The sequence below is a fragment of the Micromonospora sp. NBC_00362 genome (genome assembly GCF_026342155.1).
GTDB classification, from domain to species: Bacteria; Actinomycetota; Actinomycetes; order Mycobacteriales; family Micromonosporaceae; genus Micromonospora; species Micromonospora hortensis.
On sequence record NZ_JAPENH010000001.1, the window covers coordinates 5,012,278 to 5,034,434 of the forward strand.

General features: G+C 71.0%; 20 protein-coding genes and 1 tRNA gene. 14 read left to right on the forward strand and 7 right to left on the reverse strand.

What is annotated here, in order from left to right; genetic code table 11:
• Window positions 1-119 precede the first annotated feature (119 nt).
• Window positions 120-1,814: a S8 family serine peptidase gene (locus OG992_RS23095; protein WP_266304284.1), complete on the forward strand. Its 1,695-nt coding sequence runs from the start codon at window positions 120-122 to the stop codon at window positions 1,812-1,814.
• Window positions 1,815-2,019: 205 nt separating this feature from the next.
• Here OG992_RS23095 and OG992_RS23100 read toward each other — a convergent pair whose 3' ends face one another.
• Window positions 2,020-2,628 carry an endonuclease domain-containing protein gene (locus tag OG992_RS23100; protein WP_266304285.1) on the reverse strand — a complete coding sequence of 203 codons (609 nt, stop codon included), beginning with the start codon at window positions 2,626-2,628 and terminating at the stop codon, window positions 2,020-2,022.
• A gap of 408 nt (window positions 2,629-3,036) precedes the next feature.
• On the opposite strand from OG992_RS23100, the gene OG992_RS23105 reads away from it, so the two are divergent.
• A complete protein-coding gene (locus OG992_RS23105) occupies window positions 3,037-3,483 on the forward strand; it encodes a hypothetical protein (protein WP_266304286.1) in 447 nt (148 codons plus the stop codon).
• A 123-nt stretch (window positions 3,484-3,606) separates the two neighbouring features.
• On the opposite strand, the gene OG992_RS23110 is transcribed toward OG992_RS23105, so the two are convergent.
• A complete protein-coding gene (locus OG992_RS23110) occupies window positions 3,607-4,293 on the reverse strand; it encodes an IclR family transcriptional regulator (RefSeq protein WP_266305259.1) in 687 nt (228 codons plus the stop codon).
• Window positions 4,294-4,479: 186 nt separating this feature from the next.
• On the opposite strand from OG992_RS23110, the gene cysS reads away from it, so the two are divergent.
• The gene (gene cysS, locus OG992_RS23115; RefSeq protein ID WP_266304287.1) at window positions 4,480-5,895 is read left to right on the forward strand and encodes a cysteine--tRNA ligase; all 1,416 of its coding nucleotides are present in this window, start codon (window positions 4,480-4,482) and stop codon (window positions 5,893-5,895) included.
• The gene (gene rlmB / locus OG992_RS23120) at window positions 5,895-7,028 is read left to right on the forward strand and encodes a 23S rRNA (guanosine(2251)-2'-O)-methyltransferase RlmB (RefSeq protein ID WP_238683042.1); all 1,134 of its coding nucleotides are present in this window, start codon (window positions 5,895-5,897) and stop codon (window positions 7,026-7,028) included. The genes cysS and rlmB overlap by 1 nt, the downstream gene beginning before the upstream one ends.
• A gap of 141 nt (window positions 7,029-7,169) precedes the next feature.
• On the opposite strand, the gene OG992_RS23125 is transcribed toward rlmB, so the two are convergent.
• Window positions 7,170-8,261: an ABC transporter ATP-binding protein gene (locus OG992_RS23125; RefSeq protein WP_091403085.1), complete on the reverse strand. Its 1,092-nt coding sequence runs from the start codon at window positions 8,259-8,261 to the stop codon at window positions 7,170-7,172.
• A 342-nt stretch (window positions 8,262-8,603) separates the two neighbouring features.
• On the opposite strand from OG992_RS23125, the gene OG992_RS23130 reads away from it, so the two are divergent.
• The 6 genes from OG992_RS23130 to OG992_RS23155 all read left to right on the forward strand — a co-directional run bounded on the left by OG992_RS23130 (window position 8,604) and on the right by OG992_RS23155 (window position 12,105).
• Window positions 8,604-8,680, forward strand: a tRNA-Thr gene (locus OG992_RS23130).
• Window positions 8,681-9,032: 352 nt separating this feature from the next.
• Entirely contained in the window at window positions 9,033-9,602 is a 570-nt protein-coding gene (locus OG992_RS23135) for a hypothetical protein (RefSeq protein ID WP_266304288.1), read from the forward strand.
• A gap of 172 nt (window positions 9,603-9,774) precedes the next feature.
• Entirely contained in the window at window positions 9,775-10,257 is a 483-nt protein-coding gene (locus tag OG992_RS23140; RefSeq protein ID WP_266304289.1) for a hypothetical protein, read from the forward strand.
• A gap of 111 nt (window positions 10,258-10,368) precedes the next feature.
• Window positions 10,369-10,770 carry a helix-turn-helix domain-containing protein gene (locus tag OG992_RS23145; protein WP_266304290.1) on the forward strand — a complete coding sequence of 134 codons (402 nt, stop codon included), beginning with the start codon at window positions 10,369-10,371 and terminating at the stop codon, window positions 10,768-10,770.
• Between the two features lie 35 nt (window positions 10,771-10,805).
• Window positions 10,806-11,225 (forward strand): VOC family protein, encoded by a 420-nt coding sequence (locus OG992_RS23150; protein ID WP_210780869.1) that lies wholly within the window; start codon window positions 10,806-10,808, stop codon window positions 11,223-11,225.
• Window positions 11,226-11,460: 235 nt separating this feature from the next.
• Entirely contained in the window at window positions 11,461-12,105 is a 645-nt protein-coding gene (locus OG992_RS23155; protein ID WP_266304291.1) for a histidine phosphatase family protein, read from the forward strand.
• Here the strand turns inward: OG992_RS23155 and OG992_RS23160 are convergent.
• Window positions 12,093-12,650, reverse strand: a complete 558-nt coding sequence (locus tag OG992_RS23160) for a hypothetical protein (RefSeq protein ID WP_266304292.1) — start codon at window positions 12,648-12,650, stop codon at window positions 12,093-12,095. The genes OG992_RS23155 and OG992_RS23160 overlap by 13 nt on opposite strands.
• A 151-nt stretch (window positions 12,651-12,801) precedes the next feature.
• On the opposite strand from OG992_RS23160, the gene OG992_RS23165 reads away from it, so the two are divergent.
• The 4 genes from OG992_RS23165 (at window position 12,802) to OG992_RS23180 (ending at window position 18,607) form a co-directional block, all read left to right on the forward strand.
• Window positions 12,802-15,195, forward strand: a complete 2,394-nt coding sequence (locus OG992_RS23165) for a M4 family metallopeptidase (RefSeq protein WP_266304293.1) — start codon at window positions 12,802-12,804, stop codon at window positions 15,193-15,195.
• Between the two features lie 220 nt (window positions 15,196-15,415).
• A complete protein-coding gene (locus OG992_RS23170; protein ID WP_238683049.1) occupies window positions 15,416-16,183 on the forward strand; it encodes an enoyl-CoA hydratase/isomerase family protein in 768 nt (255 codons plus the stop codon).
• A 150-nt stretch (window positions 16,184-16,333) separates the two neighbouring features.
• Window positions 16,334-16,834, forward strand: coding sequence for a hypothetical protein (locus OG992_RS23175; protein ID WP_238683050.1), 501 nt, complete (start codon window positions 16,334-16,336; stop codon window positions 16,832-16,834).
• 78 nt (window positions 16,835-16,912) lie between these two features.
• A complete protein-coding gene (locus tag OG992_RS23180) occupies window positions 16,913-18,607 on the forward strand; it encodes a serine/threonine-protein kinase (protein WP_266304294.1) in 1,695 nt (564 codons plus the stop codon).
• Window positions 18,608-18,677: 70 nt separating this feature from the next.
• Here the strand turns inward: OG992_RS23180 and OG992_RS23185 are convergent, their stop codons facing one another.
• From OG992_RS23185 to OG992_RS23195, 3 genes are all read right to left on the reverse strand, one after another.
• Window positions 18,678-19,121, reverse strand: a complete 444-nt coding sequence (locus tag OG992_RS23185; RefSeq protein WP_238683052.1) for an HNH endonuclease — start codon at window positions 19,119-19,121, stop codon at window positions 18,678-18,680.
• 211 nt (window positions 19,122-19,332) lie between these two features.
• The gene (locus OG992_RS23190) at window positions 19,333-20,541 is read right to left on the reverse strand and encodes a hypothetical protein (protein WP_266304295.1); all 1,209 of its coding nucleotides are present in this window, start codon (window positions 20,539-20,541) and stop codon (window positions 19,333-19,335) included.
• Window positions 20,542-20,608: 67 nt separating this feature from the next.
• Window positions 20,609-22,156, reverse strand: coding sequence for an FAD-dependent oxidoreductase (locus tag OG992_RS23195; RefSeq protein ID WP_238683054.1), 1,548 nt, complete (start codon window positions 22,154-22,156; stop codon window positions 20,609-20,611).
• Window position 22,157: the final 1 nt, after the last annotated feature.

A 22,157-nucleotide genomic window follows, 5' to 3' on the forward strand; every position in this document is an offset into this window, starting at 1 on the left:
CCCGTATCGGTGCGGCTCGAACTGACGGGATTCACGGCCATAACGGGCGCTCAACTGGCGTAATCCGGATCGTTGCTGTGTGATGGCTGCCACGTCCCTCAACGAGAGGATCTGATGTGGTGAGCAAGCGCTTCACCGCCCGTACGGTCGCGACCGCGGCTGTGCTGGCACTTACGGCTACGGGGTTGGGTGTGCCGGCCAACGCCGCGCCGAGCAATGCCCGGACCTTCACCGTCGTCGCCGAGGATGGCGTCGCCACTGACACCGCCGTCGCCGCGATCCGCGCAGCTGGCGGCACTGTGGTGTCCCGGTCCGATGAGGTCGGCATGTTCCAGGTCAGCAGCGACCGGGCTGACTTCGCGGCCAGGGCGACCGCCGCACCGACGCTGATCGGGGCCGCCGAGCAGAAGGCCATCGGCCGCAAGCCGAAGCTGGACCGGGTCGAGCAGGAGCACCTGCTGGCCGCTGCCGGTGCTCGTGCCGGTGCTGCCGGTGCTGCCAAGAAGGGCACCAAGCTCGATCCGCTCGATGACAAGCTGTGGGGCTTGGAGATGATCCGGGCCGACAAGGCCCGCAAGATCGAGCCGGGCGACCGTCGGGTGACCGTCGGCGTGCTGGACACCGGCGTCGACGCCAGCAACCCGGACATCGCGCCGAACTTCAACTGGTCGCTGTCGCGCAACTTCGCGCCCGACCTGACCGATGTGGACGGCCCCTGCGAGGTGCCGAGCTGCGTCGACCCGGTCGGCACCGACGACGGCGGGCACGGCACCCACGTGGCCGGCACCATCGGCGCCGCGGCCAACGGTTTCGGTCTCTCTGGCGTCGCCCCGAACGTCTCGCTGGTCGAGCTCAAGGGCGGCCAGGACTCTGGCTACTTCTTCCTCGACCCGGTCGTCAACGCCCTGGTCTACGCCGGCCGGTCCGGGATCGACGTGGTCAACATGTCGTTCTATGTCGACCCGTGGCTCTACAACTGCACCGCCAACCCGGCCGACTCCCTCGAGGACCAGGCCGAGCAGCGGGCCGTCATCAAGGCGATGAAGCGGGCGCTGGTCTTCGCGCACAACAAGGGCGTGACCCTCGTCGGTGCGCTCGGCAACAACAACGAGGACCTGGGTGCTCCGCGCACCGACGTCACGAGCCCCGACTACGGCGCCGACCCTTACCCCCGACCGATCGACAACGAGAGCTGCTGGGACCTCCCCACCGAGGGCCCGCACGTGATCGGCGTTTCGTCGGTTGGCCCGTCCGGCAAGAAGTCGGACTTCTCCAACTACGGCACCGAGCAGATCTCGGTCGCCGCGCCGGGAGGCTGGTTCCGGGACGGCTTCGGCACCGACACCTTCCGTACCGACGCCAACATGATCCTTTCCTCGTACCCGAAGCACGTGCTTCAGGAGGAAGAATCGGTCGACGCCGACGGCAACATCGTCGCCGGCTTCGAGAATTCGGTCTTCAAGCAGTGCAAGGCCAACGGTGAGTGCGGCTACTACACCTACCTCCAGGGCACCTCGATGGCGTCCCCGCACGCCGCCGGTGTCGCCGCGCTGATCGTCAGCCGGCACGGAAAGGCGCAGGGTCGGACTGGCTTCGGGATGTCGCCGGACCAGGTCGAGCAGCACCTCTACCGCACGGCCGCCGAGCACGCGTGCCCGGAGCCGCGCCTCCAGCAGTACCGCAACGAGGGCCGGGACGAGACCTACGACGCGTACTGCGCCGGTGGGGTCAACTTCAACGGCTTCTACGGCTACGGGATCGTCGACGCCTACGCGGCGGTGAAGACCCCGCTCAAGCCGAACGCCCGCCCGTAGCGCACATCGCACTACGGAGGTGGCCCAACCGCCACCACCGTCGGGGCCCGGTCGACACCTCGTCGACCGGGCCCTGCGGTCGTCCGGACCCGTTGTCCCGGGCCGCCGCCGCCCGGCGCTCAACATGATCGACTCGGCTTACTGGAAGGCGCGGTGTTGGTGCCTGAAGGATGGCGCGGTTTCCAGGAAACCGAGGTGATCCTGGTCATTTGGACGATCCCTGTCGCCAGCCGCGGCCGACCAGCGCGTCGCGTACCTCACGAAGCACCGCCGGGAACTCGCCGTGCAGCCGCCGGCTGGTCACGTGCAGGACCAGCCACCCCGCGCCCACCAGCAGATTCAGCCGACGGCGGTCACGGTGCAGCTGCTCCACGTCGGAGTGCCACGTGCCGTCGTACTCCACAGCTACCCGATATTGCGGCCAGGCCAGGTCGGGGTGCAGAACGACGCCGGTGGGCAGGCGCACCGGATGGTGAACGGCTGGGCGCGGCAGCCCACCCAGCACCAACCGCACGCGTAGGTGTGACTCCGGCGGGGACTCGGCGCCGCCGTCGGCCAGGTCGAACACCCAACGTGCTCGTCGTGCGCCCGGCCGGTCAGCGTTACGGGCAGCCATGGCGGCCAGGGTGTCGCGATCGGCCAGCCCCTGCCCGAGCAGCGAATCGACGATGGCGACCGCCCGGACCGGGTCGAGCCAGACAGCCGTCTCCCAGGCGGCCCGGCCGGGGTCCGACCGGGGGATTGGGAGGTCCCGCCCCGTGGACCTGGGCGGGCTGGCCGCCGCCCACCCATCGCCCCGACGGGCAACCACCATCCCCCCTGCTCCGACGGACACGGCGGCCGGACGGGACAGCTGCCGTGCTGGTCGTTGTGACATTCCGCCGGCAGGTGGGCGGCCCACTCCCGCAGGTCGCGCTGAATCACGTGGACTTCCAGCGCTCGACGGTCGTCCCGCGTCCGGCGGTCGTCCCGCGTCCGGCGGTCGTCCCGCGTCCGGCGGTCGTCCCGCGTCCGGCGGTCGTCCCGCGTCCGGCGGTCGTCCCGCGTCCGGCGGTCGTCCTGCACCTGGGGGTCGGCCTGCGTCTGACGGTCGGATTGCGGCTGGCTGATGTCCTGGGGTCGGCGGACGGCTCGCGTTCGGTGGCCGCCCTGGTGGTCGTCGTGTGGTTGGCGTGGCGGGCTCAGGGGTCTCGCCCGCCGCGAGCGGGGCGATGGCGTTCACGTGCACGCGGAGGCCGCGCTGTGGGCCGATCCGCAGTGGTCGGGGCACGAGGACGTGCACATCGTCGGTGAAGCTCGCGGCGTGTTGGACGCCGTGCAGGAAGGCGGCGGACGGGCCGCCGACCACCACGCCGGGTGGGAGCCGGAGGAGGGCGGCACGACAGGCGAGGGCGTGGTCCCGGTCCAGCCGCGAGTCGGCGTAGATGTCGTGGCGCAACCGCACCCAGGCGGAGTTGCGCAACTGATGTTCGGTGAGCAGGCCGTCCCGGACAGCGTCGGAGCCGCGGAAGACCTGCCAGGCCAGGGCATCGGGGCGATGCGGACGTGGGGGCATGCCGAGCAGCCTGCCGACCGCGCACCGGGCACCGAAACCCCTGTGGACAACCCGGCGTGCGGGTGCCGCTGGACCTGTGGACAACCACGAATCCGCCTGCCGATCGTGCTATGACACCGGGCCGATCAGGCATCCGGGCCGCCGACGGGCGGTGATCCACTCGCGTTCCTGAAAGTCGGGCGATCACCGGGCCTGGGACACCGCGACTTCCGTGAACCCGAGTGGATCAAGGCGGGGTCAGCTGAGGGCTGTGGTGATGGCTCGTGCGGCGGCCAGCACCTGGGGGCCGATCGTGTCGACGTCCAGTGGGGCGAGCGCGACCACGCCGACGCTGGCCTCCAGCCCGGGTACGCCGAGCACTGGTGCAGCCACCCCGTACGCCCCGGCCTGCAACTCACCGCTGCTACTCACCGGCTCTGCCACCCCGGCGCGACCGGCCAGGATCGCCCGGCCGGCAGCTCCCCGGTCCAGTGGATGCCGTGCCCCGGTCCGGTACGCGACGTGGAACGACGTCCAGCTCGGCTCGACCACGGCCAGGGCGACGCCCTCTCCACCTTCGACGACGGTCAGGTGCGCGGTCGCGCCAGCCTGCTCGGCGAGGCGGCGTAGCGCGGGCAGCGCACCCTCGGCGAGCAGCGGCTGGGCCCGTCGGGCCAGGTGCAGCAACCCGGCACCGAGGCGCAGTCGACCTTCTCCGTCGCGGCGCAGCATTCCGTGCCCGGTCAGCGCACTGACCAGCCGGTAGACGGCGGCCCGGCCGATGCCGAGCCGATTGGCGGCCTCGGTGACGGTCAGACCGCCAGAGGCGTCGGCGACCAGGTGCAGCAGCCGCAACCCCCGGTCCAGTGTCTGCGACGTCTCCCCGCCCCGCCCCGCGACCGCGTCGGCCCGCCCCGCGCCAGCCTCGGCCGGCCCGAAGGCCACGTCAGCCGAGCCGGAGGTAGGCCCGGAGGCCCCATCGGTCGGCCCGGTGGCGCGTTCGAAGGCGGGGGCGGTGGGGTTGGCTGGCGGGTCACCGGAGCCACCGGAGCGTGCGGTCGCATCCACGCCTGGCAGCGTACGACCCGGCACCGGCGGACCCGGACAGGCACGGACAGCTACCCTTGTACGGTGACGCTACGCCTGTATGACACCGCCACCCGATCGGTGCGGGACTTCGTCCCGCGGGAAGCCGGCAAGGTGGGGATCTACCTGTGTGGTCTCACCCTCCAGGCCCCGCCGCACATCGGTCACCTTCGCTCCGGCGTCAACTACGACGTGCTGCGTCGTTGGCTGATGGCCGCCGGCTACGAGGTCACCTTCATTCGCAACCTGACCGACATCGACGACAAGATCCTGGTCAAGGCGGGCGAGCAGGGTCGTCCGTTCTGGTCGATCGCGTACGCCAACGAGTTGCTGCTCGCCGAGTCGTACCGGTCGTTGAACGTGCTGGCACCCACCTACGAGCCGCGCGCCACCGGCCACATCCCTGAGATGCATGAGCTGATCACGAAGTTGATCGCCGACGGGCACGCGTACCCGGCGAGTGACGGTTCCGGCGACGTCTACTTCGACGTGGCGTCCTGGCCGGCGTACGGGTCGCTGTCGGGCCAGTCTCCGGACGCCATGCAGTCCGCCGGGGACGCCCCGGATCGGGGCAAGCGGGATCCGCGCGACTTCGCGCTGTGGAAGGGCGCCAAACCGGACGAGCCGGCGGACGCCTACTGGCCCTCGCCGTGGGGGCTGGGCCGTCCGGGCTGGCACATCGAGTGCTCGGCGATGTGCTGGCGCTATCTCGGCCCGGAGTTCGACATCCACGGCGGTGGGCTGGATCTGACGTTCCCGCACCACGAGAACGAGATCGCCCAGTCCCAGGCGGCCGGCTTGCCGTTCGCCCGCTACTGGGTGCACCACGGGCTGCTGAGCATCGGCGGGGCCAAGATGGGCAAGTCCGCCGGCAACGCGCTGGGCCTGGCGTACGTGGACTCGCTCGGGGTGCGGCCGGTGGAGCTGCGCTACTACTACGCCGCCGCGCACTACCGCTCGCTGATCGACTACTCGGAGGATTCGCTGCGCGACGCGGCCACCGCGTACCGGCGGATCGAGGGTTTCGTGCAGCGGGCCGCCGAGCGGGTCGGTGCCGGGCAACTCGGGGAGCTGCCCGCCGGTTTCGTCGCGGCGATGGACGACGACCTCAACACGTCCGCCGCGCTGGCCGTGCTACAACAGCACATTCGGGACGGCAACACCGCGCTGAGCGTCGGCGACGATGTGACCGTCCGCACCACGCTGGCCGTGGTGCGGGCAATGCTGGATATTCTCGGGATCGACCCCCTCGACCCGGCCTGGACCGGTGGCGGCCGATCGGACGACCTTCGTGCCGTGGTGGACTCCCTGATCGCGCTGGCCCTGGAGCAGCGTGCGCAGGCGCGGGGCCGCAAGGACTGGACCGCCGCGGACGCCGTGCGTGACCAGCTCAAGCTGGCCGGCGTGGTGGTCGAGGACACCCCCCAGGGCCCCCGTTGGACTATTGGAGAGCAGGACTGATGGCCGGCAACTCGCAGCGCCGTGGCCGGCGACTGACGTCGAAGGCAGGCGCCCCCAAGGGCACCGGCGGCAAGAACAAGGACTCGTTGGCCGGGCGGGGTCGCACCCTGCCGGCGGACGAGCGGCCGTGGCACAAGGGCTACTCGGGCACCGAGAAGCTGCCCCAGCGCACCGCCTGGAAGCAGGACAAGGAGCGCCGCGCGGCGGCCGAGGAGGGGCGCGCCCCCAAGATCGGCCAGCCGGGCAGCAAGGACACCACCTGGGGTCGGGGTGGCGGTCGGGGCGTACCGGGCGGCCGGGGTGCCGCCACCGGCGGACGGAGTGGCAAGCCCACCGGCCGGTCCGGCCCCCGGGTCACGCCGGGGCGCAAGTCCAACCCGTCCAAGGACACCCCGGAGCTGCTGGTCGGGCGTAACCCGGTGCTGGAGGCGCTGCGCGCCAACGTGCCGGCGACGGCGCTCTACACCGCCCAGGGCATCGACATGGACGACCGGATCAACGAGATCATCCGGACCGCCGCCGACCGGGGCATCGCCAACCTGGAGATCAGCCGGGCCGAGTTGGACCGGATGACCGGCGGGGTGCTGCACCAGGGCGTCGGCTTGCAGGTGCCGCCCTTCGCGTACCAGCCGTTCGAGGACATGGTCGCCGCTGCCCTGGAGCAGCAGGCCCCGCTGCTGGTCGCGCTGGACGGTGTCACCGACCCGCGCAACCTGGGCGCCGTGATCCGGTCGGCTGCCGCGTTCGGCGCGCAGGGTGTCTTCGTACCCGAGCGTCGTGCCGCCGGGATCACCGCGACCGCCTGGCGGACCAGCGCCGGCGCGGCCGCGCGGGTGCCGGTTGCACAGGTGACCAACCTGACCCGGTCGCTGAAGGCGTGCCGCGACGCCGGTTTCATGGTCGTCGGCCTGGATGCCGACGGCGACACCGACCTCTACAACCTGGAGGCCGCTGTCGGTCCCCTGGTCGTGGTGGTCGGTTCCGAGGGGCGCGGTCTTTCCCGCCTGGTCGGGGAGACCTGCGACCTGACCGTCAGCATCCCGATGATCTCCGAGGTCGAGTCGCTCAACGCCAGCGTGGCGGCGGCGGTCGCCCTGGCCGAGGTCGCCCGCCGGCGCTCCGTCGAGCTGTAGCGCACGTCGAACGAAGGCCCCTCCCGCCGAGCGCGGGAGGGGCCTTCGTCGTCCGGCGCCCAGGCAGGATGAAGGGCCAATTTTGGTACGACGAAGGGGCGGCCCGCCGAAGCGGACCGCCCCTGTCGGTACGGCGTTACATCAGATCCGGCCACCGGTGGCGGCGTGGAAGACGTGGCTGCGACCGGCGACCGGCTTGACGAACACGGTGTCACCCATGTTCGGCATGTTGCGCCGGTCGGTGCGGACGACGAAGCGCTCCGAGTTGCCACCCAGCGCGGCGTGGCCGTAGACGTTGGCGTCCGAGCCGAGGTCCTCGACCAGCTCGACAACGACCGGCATGCCGCCCTCGGTCGGGCTGACCAGCTCGCAGTCCTCCGGACGGAAGCCCACGGTGACCTTGCCGTCGCCACCCTCGGCGCGGGCCGCCTCGACCTGCTCGCGGGTCAGCGGAATCTGCAGCTCGGCGAACTCGGCGCCCCGCTCGTTCAGCGGAACGGTCTTGATGTTCATGGCGGGCGAGCCCATGAAGCCGGCGACGAACACGTTGGCCGGGGTGTCGTAGAGCGCCCGCGGGGTGTCCACCTGCTGCAGGACACCGTCGAGCAGCACCGCGACCCGGTGACCCATGGTCATGGCCTCGACCTGGTCGTGCGTGACGTAGACAGTGGTGACGCCCAGCTTGGCCTGCAGGGAAGCGATCTGGGTACGGGTCTGCACGCGGAGCTTGGCGTCGAGGTTCGACAGCGGCTCGTCCATGAGGAAGACCTGCGGCTCGCGGACGATCGCCCGACCCATCGCGACACGCTGACGCTGACCACCGGAGAGCGCCTTCGGCTTACGGCTGAGGTACTCCTCCAACTGGAGCAGCCCGGCCGCCTCCTTGACCCGCCGGTCGATCTCCGACTTGGAGGTCTTGCGCAGCTTGAGGGCGAACGCCATGTTCTCGTACACCGTCATGTGCGGGTAGAGGGCGTAGTTCTGGAAGACCATCGCGATGTCGCGGGCCTTCGGAGGAAGGTGAGTGACGTCACGCTGGTCGATGTAGATCGAACCGGCGTCCACGTCCTCAAGGCCGGCGAGCATCCGCAGGCTGGTGGACTTACCGCAACCGGAGGGGCCGACCAGGACGAGGAACTCGCCGTCGCCGATCTCGAGGTCCAGCTCGTTGACGGCGGGACGCTCTTGGCCCGGGTAGACCCGGGACGCCTTGGAATAGGTGACCGTAGCCATGGTGAAGCGCTTCCTTTCACCGGCAGGAACGTGCCGGACGATCCGAGTGAAGGAGCAACCGGCACGTGTCCGTGCCGGTTCAGCGGACGGCGGCGCGGTCGCGGGGGCACCCGGTCGTCGTCCGTGTCAGTGAACCGTAAACGCGTTTACCCGTGCTGCCAAGGCGGGGGGGCCGCCCAGCCCACCAGGCGGGCTACGCATTCCGGTCACTCGGGCACGGTCAGACATCAATCGACACCATGGGAAACGAGTCTGCGTCGGGTTGTTGACGATTCCCGTGCTCGGGAGGCCACGCGATCGGGATATCCGGACGTCAGTCGCTATGCTGACCTCGACGCACGCGCCCCTGTAGCTCAGCTGGCCAGAGCACTCGCCTTGTAAGCGAGATGTCGCCGGTTCGATCCCGGCCGGGGGCTCCAATTACATCAGACGTATCCGAGCGGCACCGTGTGCCTCTGCCGGTCCGCCCTGAGGGGCAACCGGACGTCGACCAGGTTCGCTATCGTGCCTCCGTCCCGCCATCAGGCGGCGGTCCACGGGGGAATCACAATGAAACACCGCACCATTCTGCTCGCGTTGGGTCTGACCGGCGGTCTGTTGTTCGCCGCCGGCTGCACTCCGACGACTGAGCCCACGCGCACCGACGAACCGGTTGCGGCCACCGCCACTGCCACTGCCACTGCCACTGCCGCGCCGTCCCCGACGCCCGACGTCCGCGGTGAGCTGGTCGCGGCATTGCAGCGGTCGCAGGGGGCTGCCCACCGGTACGCGGTGCGCGGCAACCTGCCCGAAGGGCAGAAGGTCAACGGCACGGGTGCCTTCGATCCGAAGAAGCGCCGTTTCCAGACCACGATCTCGGTCACCGGTGGGAAGTACCCGTCGGCGGGGAGCCGGATCGTGATCGGCAACGACAGTTACGTGCGGCCGTCCGACGACAAGAACTGGGTGCACGTCGATCTGAAGCGAGTGAAGCGCGACGATCCCTTCCTCCGCTTCGACTGGGTCGACCCGACCGGCCTGAAGGCGTTCACCTCGTCGATCGCCTCGGTGGACCGCGTCGACCCGCGCACCTACACCGGCCGTTTCGACCCGACCGGCAAGGACGCCACGTCGTTCCTCCCCGTGGGCGCACCGAGCATCGTCTCGATCGGCATACGCCTGTCGCCGTTCACGATCACCACCGATGCCAAGGGTTGGGCCACCTCGATCAAGGTCGAGCTGAGTCCCACCGATGGTCCGAAACTGACGCTGACCACCACCATGAAGGATCATGGAAAGTCCCTGAAGATCAACGCGCCGGCACGCGCTGGTGAGGCCGCCGACTTCTACTACCGCGAGTGACAGCCCAGCCGTACCGAGCCGGTGTCCCTCCTGGCGCACGGTGTCCCACAGGTGTGGGCACACGGGGGTTGTCGGGGTCGGAGACAATCGCCGCCAGTGCTGCAGACCCTGCCGTCCACGTACGGACCGCTGAGGGCGCTGCCGCGAGTCGAGCATTGGCGGAGGGGCGGCAATGAGATACGTCAGCCTTGAACGAACCAGAGACGGCATCTTTCATGATCCCTCGGCATACCTCGAGCAGTTGCCATCGCTTGCTGACTCGTTGCCTGAGGGGGCTCGCAGGTTCGCTATGGAACCCGGCCACTACGACTTCGTTGGCCAGCGCTGTGTCAAGAGCCTGAAGCCCGCGCGGCTGACGTCCGGTGAGACAGGCGGCAGCCGGTGGCTTGAGCTGTACCTCCAGCACAACTGTTGGAAGCACGAGGAAGACCTGACCATTCGCTACCGTGGCGTGCGGAGTCTGACGATCGAGCCGGCTGACCGAGAGTGGGATGTGGCCCAACTCCTCGACGTGATGTTGGACGAGGTGTTGCCGCACGAGCAGGGGTGCCGGCACGAGATCGCCTGTCTCGCCGGCAGGATGATCGTGACGAGTGAGGACCTCACCGCAACCTGGGCGTACGCCGACTGCCCGGAGCGCGAGGCCAACCGGTAGTCGACGCCGCCGGTGGTCCGGCGAGGAACAACGCGGAGCCGCCACCCGATCGGACGACGCTGTGCCCGGCGGTAACCTGGGCCGGAGCAGCGCGGAGCGGGGCGGGGGCCAATGAGTCGGGCGGTGGAGGAGTCGAACCGGGCGATGCTGCGCGCCCGGGACGCGATGGACCGGGCGTACGCCGAACCTCTAGACATTCCCGCGTTGGCCCGGATCGCGCACGTCTCGCAGGCGCACTTCATCCGCACCTTCCGAGCCACCTTCGGTGAGACCCCGCACCGCTACCTGCAACGCCGCCGGGTGGAGCGGGCGATGTCGTTGCTGGTGGAGACCAATCGGGACGTGACGGACATCTGCTACGCCGTCGGCTTCGGCAGCCTGGGCACGTTCAGTCGGACGTTCCGGCAGATCGTCGGCGACTCGCCCTCGGATTTCCGGCGTCAGCGCGTGGCGCCGACCAATGTGCCGTCGTGCTTCACCAAATCCTGGACCCGACCCAGCAGTTTTGGATAAGCCGCAGGTCAGGGCCTACCTCTAGCGTCATGGGCATGACGATGAACGCGATCAGCCGCTCCCAGATCTACGTCCTCGACCAGGACGCCGCGCTTGACTTCTACGTCAACAAGCTCGGCATGGAGGTCAACACCGACCAGGACCTCGGCTTCATGCGGTGGCTCACTGTGAACCTGCCCGGCGACCCGGAGCGCGAGATCCTGTTGGAGAAGCCCGGTCCGCCCGCGCTGGACCCGGCCACCGCCGAGCAGGTCCGGGAGCTGCTCACCAAGGGTGCCCTCGGCGGGTACCTCTTCATGACCACTGACGACGCCCGCAAGACGCACGAGGATCTGGTCGCGAAGGGCGTCGAGATCACCGACGAGCCGACCGAGCGCCCGTACGGGATCGACTTCGGCATCCGGGACCCGTTCGGCAACCGGATCCGCATCGGCCAGATGTTCCCCGGGGCGTAGGGGGCGGGCGATGAGCCAGGCCGCGGCTTTCCCGTGGTACGACCGGCCGCCGTCGGTCGGGACCGCCTGCTGTTGATCGGCGGGGTGCTCGCCGGCCCGATCTTCGTCGGCTCGGCGATCGTGCAGGCGGTCACCTTCGCGCGGGCGGCGTCCGGTCGGACGGACGGAGCCGACGGCCGCAGGACCGGGAGGTACGGGTCGAACTCGTACCTCCCGGTGTGTTGGGGTGGGGCTCATGGTGACCCGGTTGCTGTACCTGACCCGACACGCCGAGCAGGATCTCTCCGAGCCGAGTGGGCCGGAGGCCGGCGAACCGGATACCGGCCTGTCGGAGCGCGGCCGGCGGCAGGCCACCCTGCTGGGCGAACGCCTACGGGCCCGGCGGTTCGCCGCCGTCCACCACGGGCCGCTGCGCCGGGCCGCGCAGACCGCCGAGTTGGTCGCCACGTCGCTACCCCACGTTCCGGTGTACGAGACGGAGCTGGCCGGCGACCACCTCCCACACGACACGGATCCGACCGGCCTGCCGCCCGCGTACGCCGAATTCCTGACGCAGTTCTCGGCGGCCGAGCGGGTCGACGGGCCGCGAGTGGCGGCGGACGCGGTGCGGCGGTTCGCCGGCCCGGTCGCCGAGGGGCCCGCCGGCGGCGAACCGGTCCGCGAGCTGGTCGTGACGCACAGCTTCCTGATCGCCTGGCTGGTGCGGCACGCCCTCGACGCGCCGGAGTGGCGGTGGCTGGGCGTGAACACGCACAACGCGGGGCTGACAGTCATCCGGTACAGCGCGGCCGGCCCGCCGAATCTGGTCGCCGTCAACGACGTGGCCCACCTACCGCCGGAGCTGCGTGCGACCGGCCTGCCCCCGGATTATCTGGTGTGAGTGCCGGTGGCCCGTAGCAGCAGCTTGACCACGTCCTGTGTGGCCGGCGGCGGGGGCCCCTCGGCTGGGCAGTCGGCGTACCCGGTCTCGATCGTGCCGACGGTGACCCGGTAGGTGAACACGTCCGCACAGTTGGTCGGGCTTGTCGTCCGGCGCGCCTCGGCGGCCAGTCGGGGGTCGGCGGCCAGAGCTGTCAGGCGGCCGAGGTCGGCGGGGCTGAGCCGACCAAACCGCCGGCTGCCGGCCCGGTCCACGGCGGTCCACTGACCGTCCGGCTCGACGGTCACCACGTCACCGCGCCCGGCGAAGCCGCCGGAGCTTCGCAGCATCACCCGGGTGGCCGCGCCGCTGGCCTGGGGGGCGGTGCTGGGGGCGGTGGTCGGAAGCAGGGTGCCGGTCGGGCCGGGAGCGGTGGTGACCGGGGGCTGGCTCGGGGTGGTGGTGGTGGTGGTGCGTTCGGCGCTGGTGCAGCCGGTCAGGAGGGCGACCAGTAGCGCGATGGCGACGCCGGTTGTCGAGGTGGGTCTCATGGTCGTCGGACGCATCGACGGCGGCGTCGGTTCCCTTGTCAAGAGCCTCACCCGAACGGCCATTGTCGATGTCTGGAAGCGGTCCGAGGCGTCCTTCCTCCCTCCTGGTAGCTGAATGTACATGCGTGACTACCCCCGTCACACTCTTCTCCTTCCAGGAGGGCACGTGAAACGAGCTCCTGCCGCCGTCAGCGCACTGCTGCTCACCAGCGGCCTGCTGGCCTGCGTCGTCACCCCGGCGCACGCGGCTCCCCCCACCGCTCCCTCGCCGGACGCCTCCGCCGTGGCCCGAGCGGCAACCGTCCTACGGACGAACCCCGGCGCGGTCCAGGGTTCGAGCGCCGAGTCCTACCGGGTGCACAGCACCAAGCTGGATGCCAGCGGTGCCGCCCACACCCGCTACACCCGCACCTACCGGGGCCTGCGGGTGTACGGCGGTGACTTCGTCATCCACACCGCGCCGAACGGCACGTACGCCGGCAGTTCGGTCGGACTGGCCGCGCCGCTGACCCTCGCCACCTCGGCCAGGACCAGCGCGGCGGCCGCGAAGAAGGCCGCCAGCGACCGGTTCGCCGGCAGGGCCGAGGCGGTGGGCACGCCGGAGTTGTTCGTCGACGCCAGTTCCGGGCAGGGGCGGCTGGCGTGGGAGACGGTGGTCAGCGGGTGGCAGCCCGACGGGCAGACCCCGTCCCGGCTGCATGTCATCACCGATGCCACCACCGGTGCGGCCGTCGGCGCCTACGACGAGATCGAGTCGGTGACCGGCACTGGCAACAGCCTCTACTCGGCCACGGTCAGCATCGACACGACGCTCTCCGGCAGCACCTACCAGCTGGTCGACCCCTCCCACGGCAACGGGTCGACCTGCGATATGAACAACGGCACGTCGAGCTGCACCACGTTCACCGACGCCGACAACACCTGGGGTACCGGGGCCACCGCGAACCGGCAGTCCGCCGGCGTGGACGCCCACTTCGGCGCCGCCAAGACGTTCGACTACTACAAGAACACGCACGCCCGTAACGGCATCTTCGGCAACGGCACCGGAGTGCCGAGCCGGGTGCACTACGGCAACAACTACGTCAACGCCTTCTGGGACGGCTCGCGGATGACGTACGGCGACGGCTCGGGCAACGCCCGCCCGCTGGTCGCGCTCGACGTGGCAGCCCACGAGATGAGCCACGGCGTGACCGAGAACGTGGTCCCCGGCGGTCTGACCTACTCCGGTGAGGCCGGCGGCCTGAACGAGGCGACCAGCGACATCTTCGGCAACATGGTCGAGTTCTACGCCAACACCTCGGCCGACCCGGGCGACTACCAGGTCGGCGAGAAGATCAACATCAATGGCAACGGTACGCCCCTGCGCTACATGTACAACCCGTCGCTGGACGGCTCGTCCGACAGTTGCTGGTCGAGCAGCACGAAGAACAAGGACGTGCACTACTCGTCCGGCGTCGCCAACCACTTCTACTTCAACCTCGCCGAGGGCACCGGCGCCACCGCGTACGGCACCTCACCGGTCTGCGGTTCCGCCCCTGCGGTCGCCGGCATCGGCCGGGCCAAGGCCGAGAAGATCTGGTTCCGAGCGTTGGACGTCTACTTCACCTCCAACACGTCGTACGTGAACACCGGCAACCCGGCGAACACCGCCCGTGCCTACAGCCTGCGGGCGGCCACCGACCTGCACGGCAGTTGCTCCACCGAGTACAAGGCCGTGCAGGCCGCCTGGACCGCAGTGAACGTCGCCGGCAACGACGCGCCCTGCTCGACCGGCAACGACTTCTCCGTGGCACTGTCACCGACCGCCGGCTCGGTGAACCCGGGCAGCTCGGTCTCCACCACCGTCTCGACCGCCACCACCAGCGGCTCGGCGCAGACGGTGACGTTCTCCGCGTCCGGCCTGCCCAGCGGGGCGAGCGCCGCGTTCAGCCCCGCCTCGGTGAACTCGGGCGGCTCCTCCACCCTCACCATTGGCACCTCGGCGAGCACACCGCCGGGCACCTACTCGGTCACTGTCAACGGCGCGGGGTCGGTCACCCGCAGCGCCACCTACCGGCTCACCGTGAACGGCACCGGCGGCGGCTGCACCGCGCCGGGGCAGAAGCTTGCCAACCCGGGCTTCGAGTCCGGTGCGACCGGCTGGTCGGCCAGCTCCGGCGTGATCACCAGCGCCAGCAGCCAGCCTGCCCGCACCGGGACGTACAAGGCATGGCTGAGCGGCTACGGCACCAGCCACACCGACACGCTCGCCCAGTCGGTGAGCCTGCCGAGCGGCTGCTCGTCGTACACGGTCAGCTTCTGGTTGCACATCGACTCGGCCGAGACCACCACCAGCGTCGCGTACGACACGCTGCGCGTGCAGGTGCTGAACTCGGGCGGAACGGTGCTGGCCACACTGGCGACCTACTCGAACCTGAACAAGGCCACCGGTTACAGCCAGAAGTCGTTCTCGCTGGCGGCGTACGTCGGCCAGACCGTCAACCTGAGGTTCACCGGCACCGAGGATTCCTCACTGCAGACGTCCTTCGTGGTCGACGACACCTTGGTCACCGTCTCCTGACCTGACCTGACGGCCCGGCGGCCACCCCTCACGGTGGTCGCCGGTCCGGTTTCCTGGCAATCTTGGACAGTTTCCGTCAGCGCATGACGGAAACTGTCCAAGATTGCTTGGCAGTCCGCGTGACCTGACCCGTCGCCGCGCCGTTATGGTCGCCGCACGCGTGCATGGCGTCGGCTCGCCAGATCGGCGCCGTCGGGCGGTGGCGCGGGAAGGGGCGGACGTGTCGGACGCGGAGTTGACAGTCGAGGTGACCGGACCGGTCGCGACTGTGGTGATCCACAACCCGGCTCGGCGCAACGCGATGACCGCCGCCATGTGGCGTCAGCTTCCCGAACTGCTCGACCGGCTGGAGCCCGACCCCGACGTACGGGCGTTGGTGCTCACCGGCGCCGGCGACGCCTTCTGCGCGGGCGCCGACCTCGGCGATCTGGCCGAGTTGCTGGACGCCGGTGACGCCAGCATCGCGGTGGCTGCCGAGGACCGGCTGGCCCGGTTCGCCAAGCCGACGATCGCGGCCGTCCGGGGTGCCTGCGTCGGCGGTGGGGCTCAACTCGCTGTCGCCTGCGATCTGCGGATCGCCGCCGCCGACGCCCGTTTCGGCGTGCCGCCGGCCCGGCTCGGGCTGGTCTACCCGGCACCGACGACGCGCCGGCTGGCCCGGCTGGTCGGCCCGTCCGCCGCCAAGCTCCTGCTGTTCACCGCCGAACTGATCGACGCCGAGCGTGCCCTGCGGATCGGCCTGGTCGACGAGGTACTGCCGGCCGACCGGCTCGCCGAACGGGTGGAGGAACTGACCGCGACGATCGCCCAGCGGTCTCCGCTGAGCATCGCCGCCGCGAAGGAGATCATCGACGAGCGGGCCGAGGCCGCGCGGATCGCCTGGTGGCACCGAAAGGTGACGAGCACCGGCGAGGCCCGGGAGGGGGTCGCGGCGATCGCCGAACGCCGGCAGCCCCGCTTCGCCTGGCGGCCACCGACCGACCACTGACCGCGTTTCAGTCCGACGCGTCGATGGGTAATGCCGGTCCACCACTGGTGATCGGGGGCCATGATGCACACGGGGACCACCAGCCCGACAGGCATCGAGCAGGGGCGACGCCGGCATCGGTGGCTGCTTCCCGTTGCCCTGTCATCCGTCATGGCCGGCGCGCTCGCGGTCGGTGTCGTGATCGGTGGTCAGGACACCGGCATCTTCGACGGTGAAGCGCCGCGCTGGGCCAGCGACCTCGGACGTGTTCTGGTGTTTCTCGGAGTCATCGTCGAGGTGGCCGCTCTCGTCTGGGTCGTACGCACCGGGCGCTACCGAGCGGCACGGCAGTCTCCGTTGCTGACCTTGAGTTGGTCGCACCGTCGGCGGCTGACGAGGCAGGTTCGACGCGGCACACCCGAGACCGACGAAGACCCGGCCCTCCTCGTGGAGACCGCCCGACAGTTCGCCGGCCAGCGCTGGTTTGTGGTGCTGGCCGCCGGGTTGGCGATGACGAGCGTTGGTCAGGCATTCGTGGGGTTCGCGCCGTTCTTCGCGGTGATCGGCGGGTTGCTGCTGGTGATCTGGGCGGTGCTGATCGTGTCGGTCTTCCGGAACGCCCACCGGGGTGAGGCCTTTCTGCGGGACCACCCGGATCTGAGCGGACGCTAGCTGCAAGCCGGTCCCACTCATCGCGAGATTTCGATCCCGGGTACCCGGATCTCAGGCCGGTACGGCAGGCTGTCCGTCGTGCAGCGTGATCAGTTGCTCGCGGGCCGCTACCGGCTCCTGGAGCGCCTCGGCAGTGGCGGCATGTCGGAGGTGTATCGGGCGTACGACGAGGTGCTCGAACGGGACGTGGCGGTGAAGGTGCTGATCGCCTCGGACACCAACGCCCGACAGCGGATCCGAGGCGAGGCCAAGGCTGCGGCCCGGCTGTCGCATCCCCACGTCACGAGCGTCTACGACTACGGCGAGTCGGCGCTGGACGGAGCGCAGGTCCCGTTCGTGGTGATGGAGTTGCTCGGCGGTCACACCCTCGAACACCGGTTGGTGGCCGGGCCGTTGCCGCCGCGCGCCGGTCTGCGGGTGTGCGCCGAGGTGGCCTCGGCCCTCACCGCCGCGCACGAGCAGGGGTTGGTGCACCGCGACATCAAGCCGGGCAACGTGATGCTCACACCGACCGGCGCGAAGGTGCTCGACTTCGGCATCGCGGCTGCCGCCGGCGCGCCGGAGATCGACTTCGAGGGCCGGCTGCTGGGTACGCCGGCGTACCTGGCGCCGGAGCGGTTGCAGGCCGGCGAGGTGCTGCCGGCCAGCGACGTGTACGCCCTCGGCCTGCTGCTGTACCGGGTGCTCACCGGCCGATTGCCGTGGCCCGCCGAGGCGCAGACCGGGATGCTCCGCGCGCACACGCCCGTCGAGCCGGACCCGCTGCCCCCGATCGACTGTGTGCCGCCCGAGGTGCACCGGCTCTTTCGCTGGTGCCTGGCCGGCGACCCCGCCGACCGGCCGTCGGCCGCCGACGCCGCCCGCATATTGCTCGCCGCCGCCAGCGGGGCGGCCCCCGAGGCGGCTGCCGTTGCCGCTGCCTCCGCCGCGAATGTCGCCGAGGTGACCGGCCCCGAGCCGACCGGCGCCGGGTCGACCGGCCCCGAGCCGACCGGCGCCGGGTCGACCGGCACCGCGCCGACCGGGGCCGGGCCGACCGGGGCCGGGCCGACCGGCACCGCGCAGACCGGCACCGCGCAGACCGGCACCGCGCAGACCGGCACCGCGCCGACCGGCACCGCGCCGACCGGCACCGCGCCGACCGGCACCGCGCCGACTGGCACCGCGCAGACCGGCGATTCGGCGGCGCGGATGAGGCGCGGGCCGTGGCGTCGGGGGCGGGCCATCCTGACTGTCGGCGGAGCCGTGATCGCCGCGGTGGCGCTCGCCGGGTCGCTCGGCGACTTCAGCAATCGTCGGCAGGGGCAGAGCGCCGCGCCGGCCGGCAGTGGCCCGGGCACCACCACTGTGGGGATGCCCAGCACGGAGGAGCCGACCGGCGCGGCCGAGGCCAGACCGTCCGTCGTACCGCCGACCAGGAACACCGCGCCGGCTACCCGGATCAGCCCCCCGTCCGGTCCGGGCGGGCCGGTGGTCCCGGGCCCGACGCCCGCCACTTCTGGCCCGAGCCCGACCACTGCCGCGCCGACTCCCACCGCTGCCGCCGGTGTACCCGTCGACGCGCGTGGCGGGACGGTCACCGCTCGCTGCGTGGGGAAGTCGGTCGAGGTGCTCACTGTGGTGCTCGCGCCCGATTTCCGGGTCGAGGACTACGACAGGGGGCCCGCCAAGCAGATCGTTATCGAGCTGACCTCCGCGGCGCACAGCAGTGAGATCCGGGTGCACTGCCCCAGTGGTCAGCTGAAGTCGAGGGTCAAGGAACGCGCCGCCTGATCGGGGGCCGGCGGGTGCCGCGCCCGGGACGTACCCGGGACGCGGCCCCCCGTTCCCGCCGGCCGGTCCGTCACCGCCCGGCCAGCGCCGCCCAGCCCGGGTTACCCGGCTCCCGGCGCAGCGGCATGCCCGCCTCCGCCGGCGTCCGATCCCCCTTGCGCTGGTTGCAGGCGTAGCAGGCGGCGGTGGTGTTCCGCCAGGTGTTCCGGCCACCGCGCGAGCGGGGCAGGATGTGGTCGATGGTGGAGGCCGGGCCGCCGCAGTACGCGCAGCACCTGTCGTCGCGGCGCAGCACACCGGCGCGCGACCAGGCCGGCCCGGAGTTGAACCTCCACCGGGTGACCACGAAGCGGACCAGCCGCACCACCCGGGGCATCGGGAAGACCCCGATCACCCGGTCCGGCTCGGCCTCGTGGATCTCGGCCACCCGACGGCAGAGCATGCGGACGGCGTGTTGGACGGTGACCCGGTGCAGCGGGCCGAGATCGGCGTTGATGACGAGGACGGCGTCCACCGGGACTCCTTTCCAGAGGTGACGGACAGCAAGAAGCCGCCCGGTCCGGCTGTCGGACGGGGCGGCTCAGCGCGTACGGCTACGCGTCAGTCGGGCCGGCCCGCCCGGGGACCTTCCGCTCGGTAACCGTCGCCGGGCAGCGTCGACGGCACGGTGGTGACGTGCGACATCGTCATGAGCTGCTCCCGCGGTGGTGGTTGACCTTGCGCGCTCACGGTAGGTCGACGGGGGAGACAGGGGCAACGTATTTCGATCGGCCGGGCTCGTCGGGACGCCGCTGGCGGCGGGTGCGGGGAGCCGCCTTGGCCGAGACCTGGGCTGTGGTCAGCGGTCGATTCAGCCGCAGCGCCATCCGGGCGGTGAGTTCGCTGTCCAGCAGCGGCCGGTTCACCTCACCGGCGACTGCGAGCGCGGGCCCGGATACCGACCGCCAGATCGCCGCCAGCCCGGCGCCGAGGCCCACCAGGGCCACTGTTGCCCTGGTGGTCGGTGAGCCGGCGGCCGCGGCGGCACTCACTCCGACGACCGCGAAGAGCACCAACAGCAGGGGTACGAGCACCGGCCAGAAGATGCCGCGCGCCGCCTGGGCCACCAGTCGGCGGTCCCGGATGATCAAGTTTCTGGCGACCACCGCGTAGTCCTCCTCGTCGAGCAGGTCGCGCGGGTGCAGGCCGCCGGTGAGCACGTCGCGCCAGAGGTCGCCCTGGCCGCGTAGCGCCCGGCTCAGGGTGGCGGGCGTCGGCTCGGTCGGGTCTCCGTGGCCGGCACGGTCGACAGCGCTCGCCCAGGCGGCCAGCGAGCGGCGCACCACCGCTGCCGAGTACGGCGGCAGCACGCTGGCCAACTCGTCCAGCCACCTGCTGATCTGGACCTGCCGGCCACCGAACTGCCGCAGCAACTGCGTGACGTCGCCGGCTCGGACGGTGTCGGCCACCGAACGGCCCAGTCGGTAGGCCAGCCCGACCCGGTGGTTGGCGGCCATCGCCCAGCGCAGCACCTCCACGTTGAGGTCGTCGAGGGCGAGCAGCAGCGGCACCGGGTCGGCGGAGTCGGGCTGGCCCAGGTCGGGGAGCAGGGCTCTGGCGGCCGACGTGTCGGGTACCGGCCCGGTGTGCCGGGTGAGGTCGGCGATCTGAGCCAGGGCGACGTCCACCCCGTCGAGGTACATCCGCATCCGACGGTGGACGGACATCTCGGTGAGGTTGGAGAGTTTGGCTGGCGGTACTGCAGGGCGAGCCTCGACGAAGGCGCGGGGCTCCGCGTGCTGCCCGTGGTGGTAGGCGTCCGCCATCCACCAGCCCAGCCGGAGCGCGGTGACGATGCACGCGCGCTCGTCGCGGATCAGCGGGTACGCGTCGTCGTGGCCGATCTCGTCGATCGGCGACTCGTTCTCCGCGCCGGCGCGGTGCAGTGGTGACATCTCCCGCTGCCCTCCCGCCCGGCCGATCGACGGTTGATCATTCGAGCGTACGGCAGCGTACGGTGGCTTATGTTGTGTTTTGTCGATTTGGCCTGCCGGCCAGCAGCCCACGCGGCCGGATCGAGCGCACCGGCTCGGCCGCGCCACCCTCGGCGCGCAGGATGTGGTTCGCGGCGATGATCCCGGTCGCGGCCGAGCGTTCCATCAACGCGCTCGGGAAGTCCGTGGCGATGCCGTCGCCGGCCAGGTAGAGGCCGTTCGCGTCGGTGCGTACCCCCGGTCGCCACGCGTGGCTGCCCGGCGTGAACGCCGGCGCCTGCGCCTCCACCCGGGCCCGCAGCTCGCGGACCCGCAGGTCGCCCGCCTCCGGCCAGAGCGCGACCAGTTCGCGGCGCATCCGCTCGGCCAACTCCTCGGCCGGCACGCCGGGCTCGCAGGCGTACGCGTGCAGCTCGACGACCGACCCACCGGTCTGCTGCGCCCAGCGCCGCGGCTCGTTCTCCAGCCGGTGGTAGAGCGTCACCGAGTCCAGAGTGGGCTGGCGGGACACGCCACTGAACACCGCCCGCTCGGCGGCCACGTCCCCGTCACACCAGTAGCGCGCCACCGCGTACGGCGGGCCGGGGACACCGAAGGCCGGCATCCGTGCCGCCAGCTCGGGTGCCTGCTCGGCCACGTCCGGGGAGGCCGCCACCAGCGCGGCGAGCGCCGGCGGGTCGACGGCGAGCACGACATGACCCGCCGGATGGCTGCCGCCGTCGGTGGTCGTCACCCGCCAGCCCTCGGCGTCGCGGTGCACCCCGGTGGCGGCGCAGTTGGTGAGGACCCGGCCGCCGTGCTTCTCCACGTGCCGGGTCAGCGGCTCCCAGATCGCCGTGGCGTAGTCCTCGTCGGGGCAGTCGAAGGCCAGACCCTCCGGGTTGCCGAGCAGATAGAAGTGGAACTGGGCGACCATCTCGGCGGCCGACATCTCCGCCTCGTGGTTGAAGAACGAGTGCGAGAAGACCTCGAACAGCATCGCCCGCGCCCGGTCCGGCAGTCGCAGCGACGCCAGCAGCTCGTCGGCGGTGCTGTCGTCCAGGTCGGCGTAGGTGCGCACCGGGTCGTAGCTGAGCAGCGGCAGCGCCGCGTCCCGGTCCATCAGCCGCAGGTCGGCCAGGCGCAGGCTGGGGCTGCGCAGCAGCAGCGCCAGCAGGTTCGCCGGCGGCGCGGGCGGCAACTTGCCGAACTCCTCGGTCGGCCACTGCTCGCTGAGAATCGGGTAGCCCGGAATCGGCTTGAGAAAGCCGAGGTCAGGATCGATCCGGCGGAGGATGGACCGCCAGTTGTAGTACTGCCGGAAGAACGCGTGGAAGCCGTGCTCGTTCTGCTGGTGGCCGTCGGCGAGCGCCTCCGGCCAGGCGCCCAGTCGACCGCCGAGGGTCGGTGCCGCCTCCAGCACCGTGACCGCCACACCCCGCTCGGCCAACACCACAGCCGCCGACATCCCGGCGATGCCGCCACCCACCACCAGCGCCGTCGTCGGTCGCGGCACCCGGTCGGCGCCACCGCCGCCCGGGTCCACCTGGTGCTGCCGTACGCCGATCAGCCGACCTACCACTTGCGACAGCGCCATG

What these genes read in the sequence shown, in the direction of transcription:
- OG992_RS23100 (WP_266304285.1), bottom strand. Translation starts at nt 2,628, where the DNA reads ATGGTGGTTGCCCGTCGGGGCGATGGGTGGGCGGCGGCCAGCCCGCCC.
- rlmB (WP_238683042.1), top strand. Translation starts at nt 5,895, where the DNA reads ATGGCCGGCAACTCGCAGCGCCGTGGCCGGCGACTGACGTCGAAGGCA.
- OG992_RS23125 (WP_091403085.1), bottom strand. Translation starts at nt 8,261, where the DNA reads ATGGCTACGGTCACCTATTCCAAGGCGTCCCGGGTCTACCCGGGCCAA.
- OG992_RS23140 (WP_266304289.1), top strand. Translation starts at nt 9,775, where the DNA reads ATGAGATACGTCAGCCTTGAACGAACCAGAGACGGCATCTTTCATGAT.
- OG992_RS23145 (WP_266304290.1), top strand. Translation starts at nt 10,369, where the DNA reads ATGAGTCGGGCGGTGGAGGAGTCGAACCGGGCGATGCTGCGCGCCCGG.
- OG992_RS23150 (WP_210780869.1), top strand. Translation starts at nt 10,806, where the DNA reads ATGACGATGAACGCGATCAGCCGCTCCCAGATCTACGTCCTCGACCAG.
- OG992_RS23155 (WP_266304291.1), top strand. Translation starts at nt 11,461, where the DNA reads ATGGTGACCCGGTTGCTGTACCTGACCCGACACGCCGAGCAGGATCTC.
- OG992_RS23160 (WP_266304292.1), bottom strand. Translation starts at nt 12,650, where the DNA reads ATGCGTCCGACGACCATGAGACCCACCTCGACAACCGGCGTCGCCATC.
- OG992_RS23175 (WP_238683050.1), top strand. Translation starts at nt 16,334, where the DNA reads ATGGCCGGCGCGCTCGCGGTCGGTGTCGTGATCGGTGGTCAGGACACC.
- OG992_RS23190 (WP_266304295.1), bottom strand. Translation starts at nt 20,541, where the DNA reads ATGTCACCACTGCACCGCGCCGGCGCGGAGAACGAGTCGCCGATCGAC.
- OG992_RS23195 (WP_238683054.1), bottom strand. Translation starts at nt 22,156, where the DNA reads ATGGCGCTGTCGCAAGTGGTAGGTCGGCTGATCGGCGTACGGCAGCAC.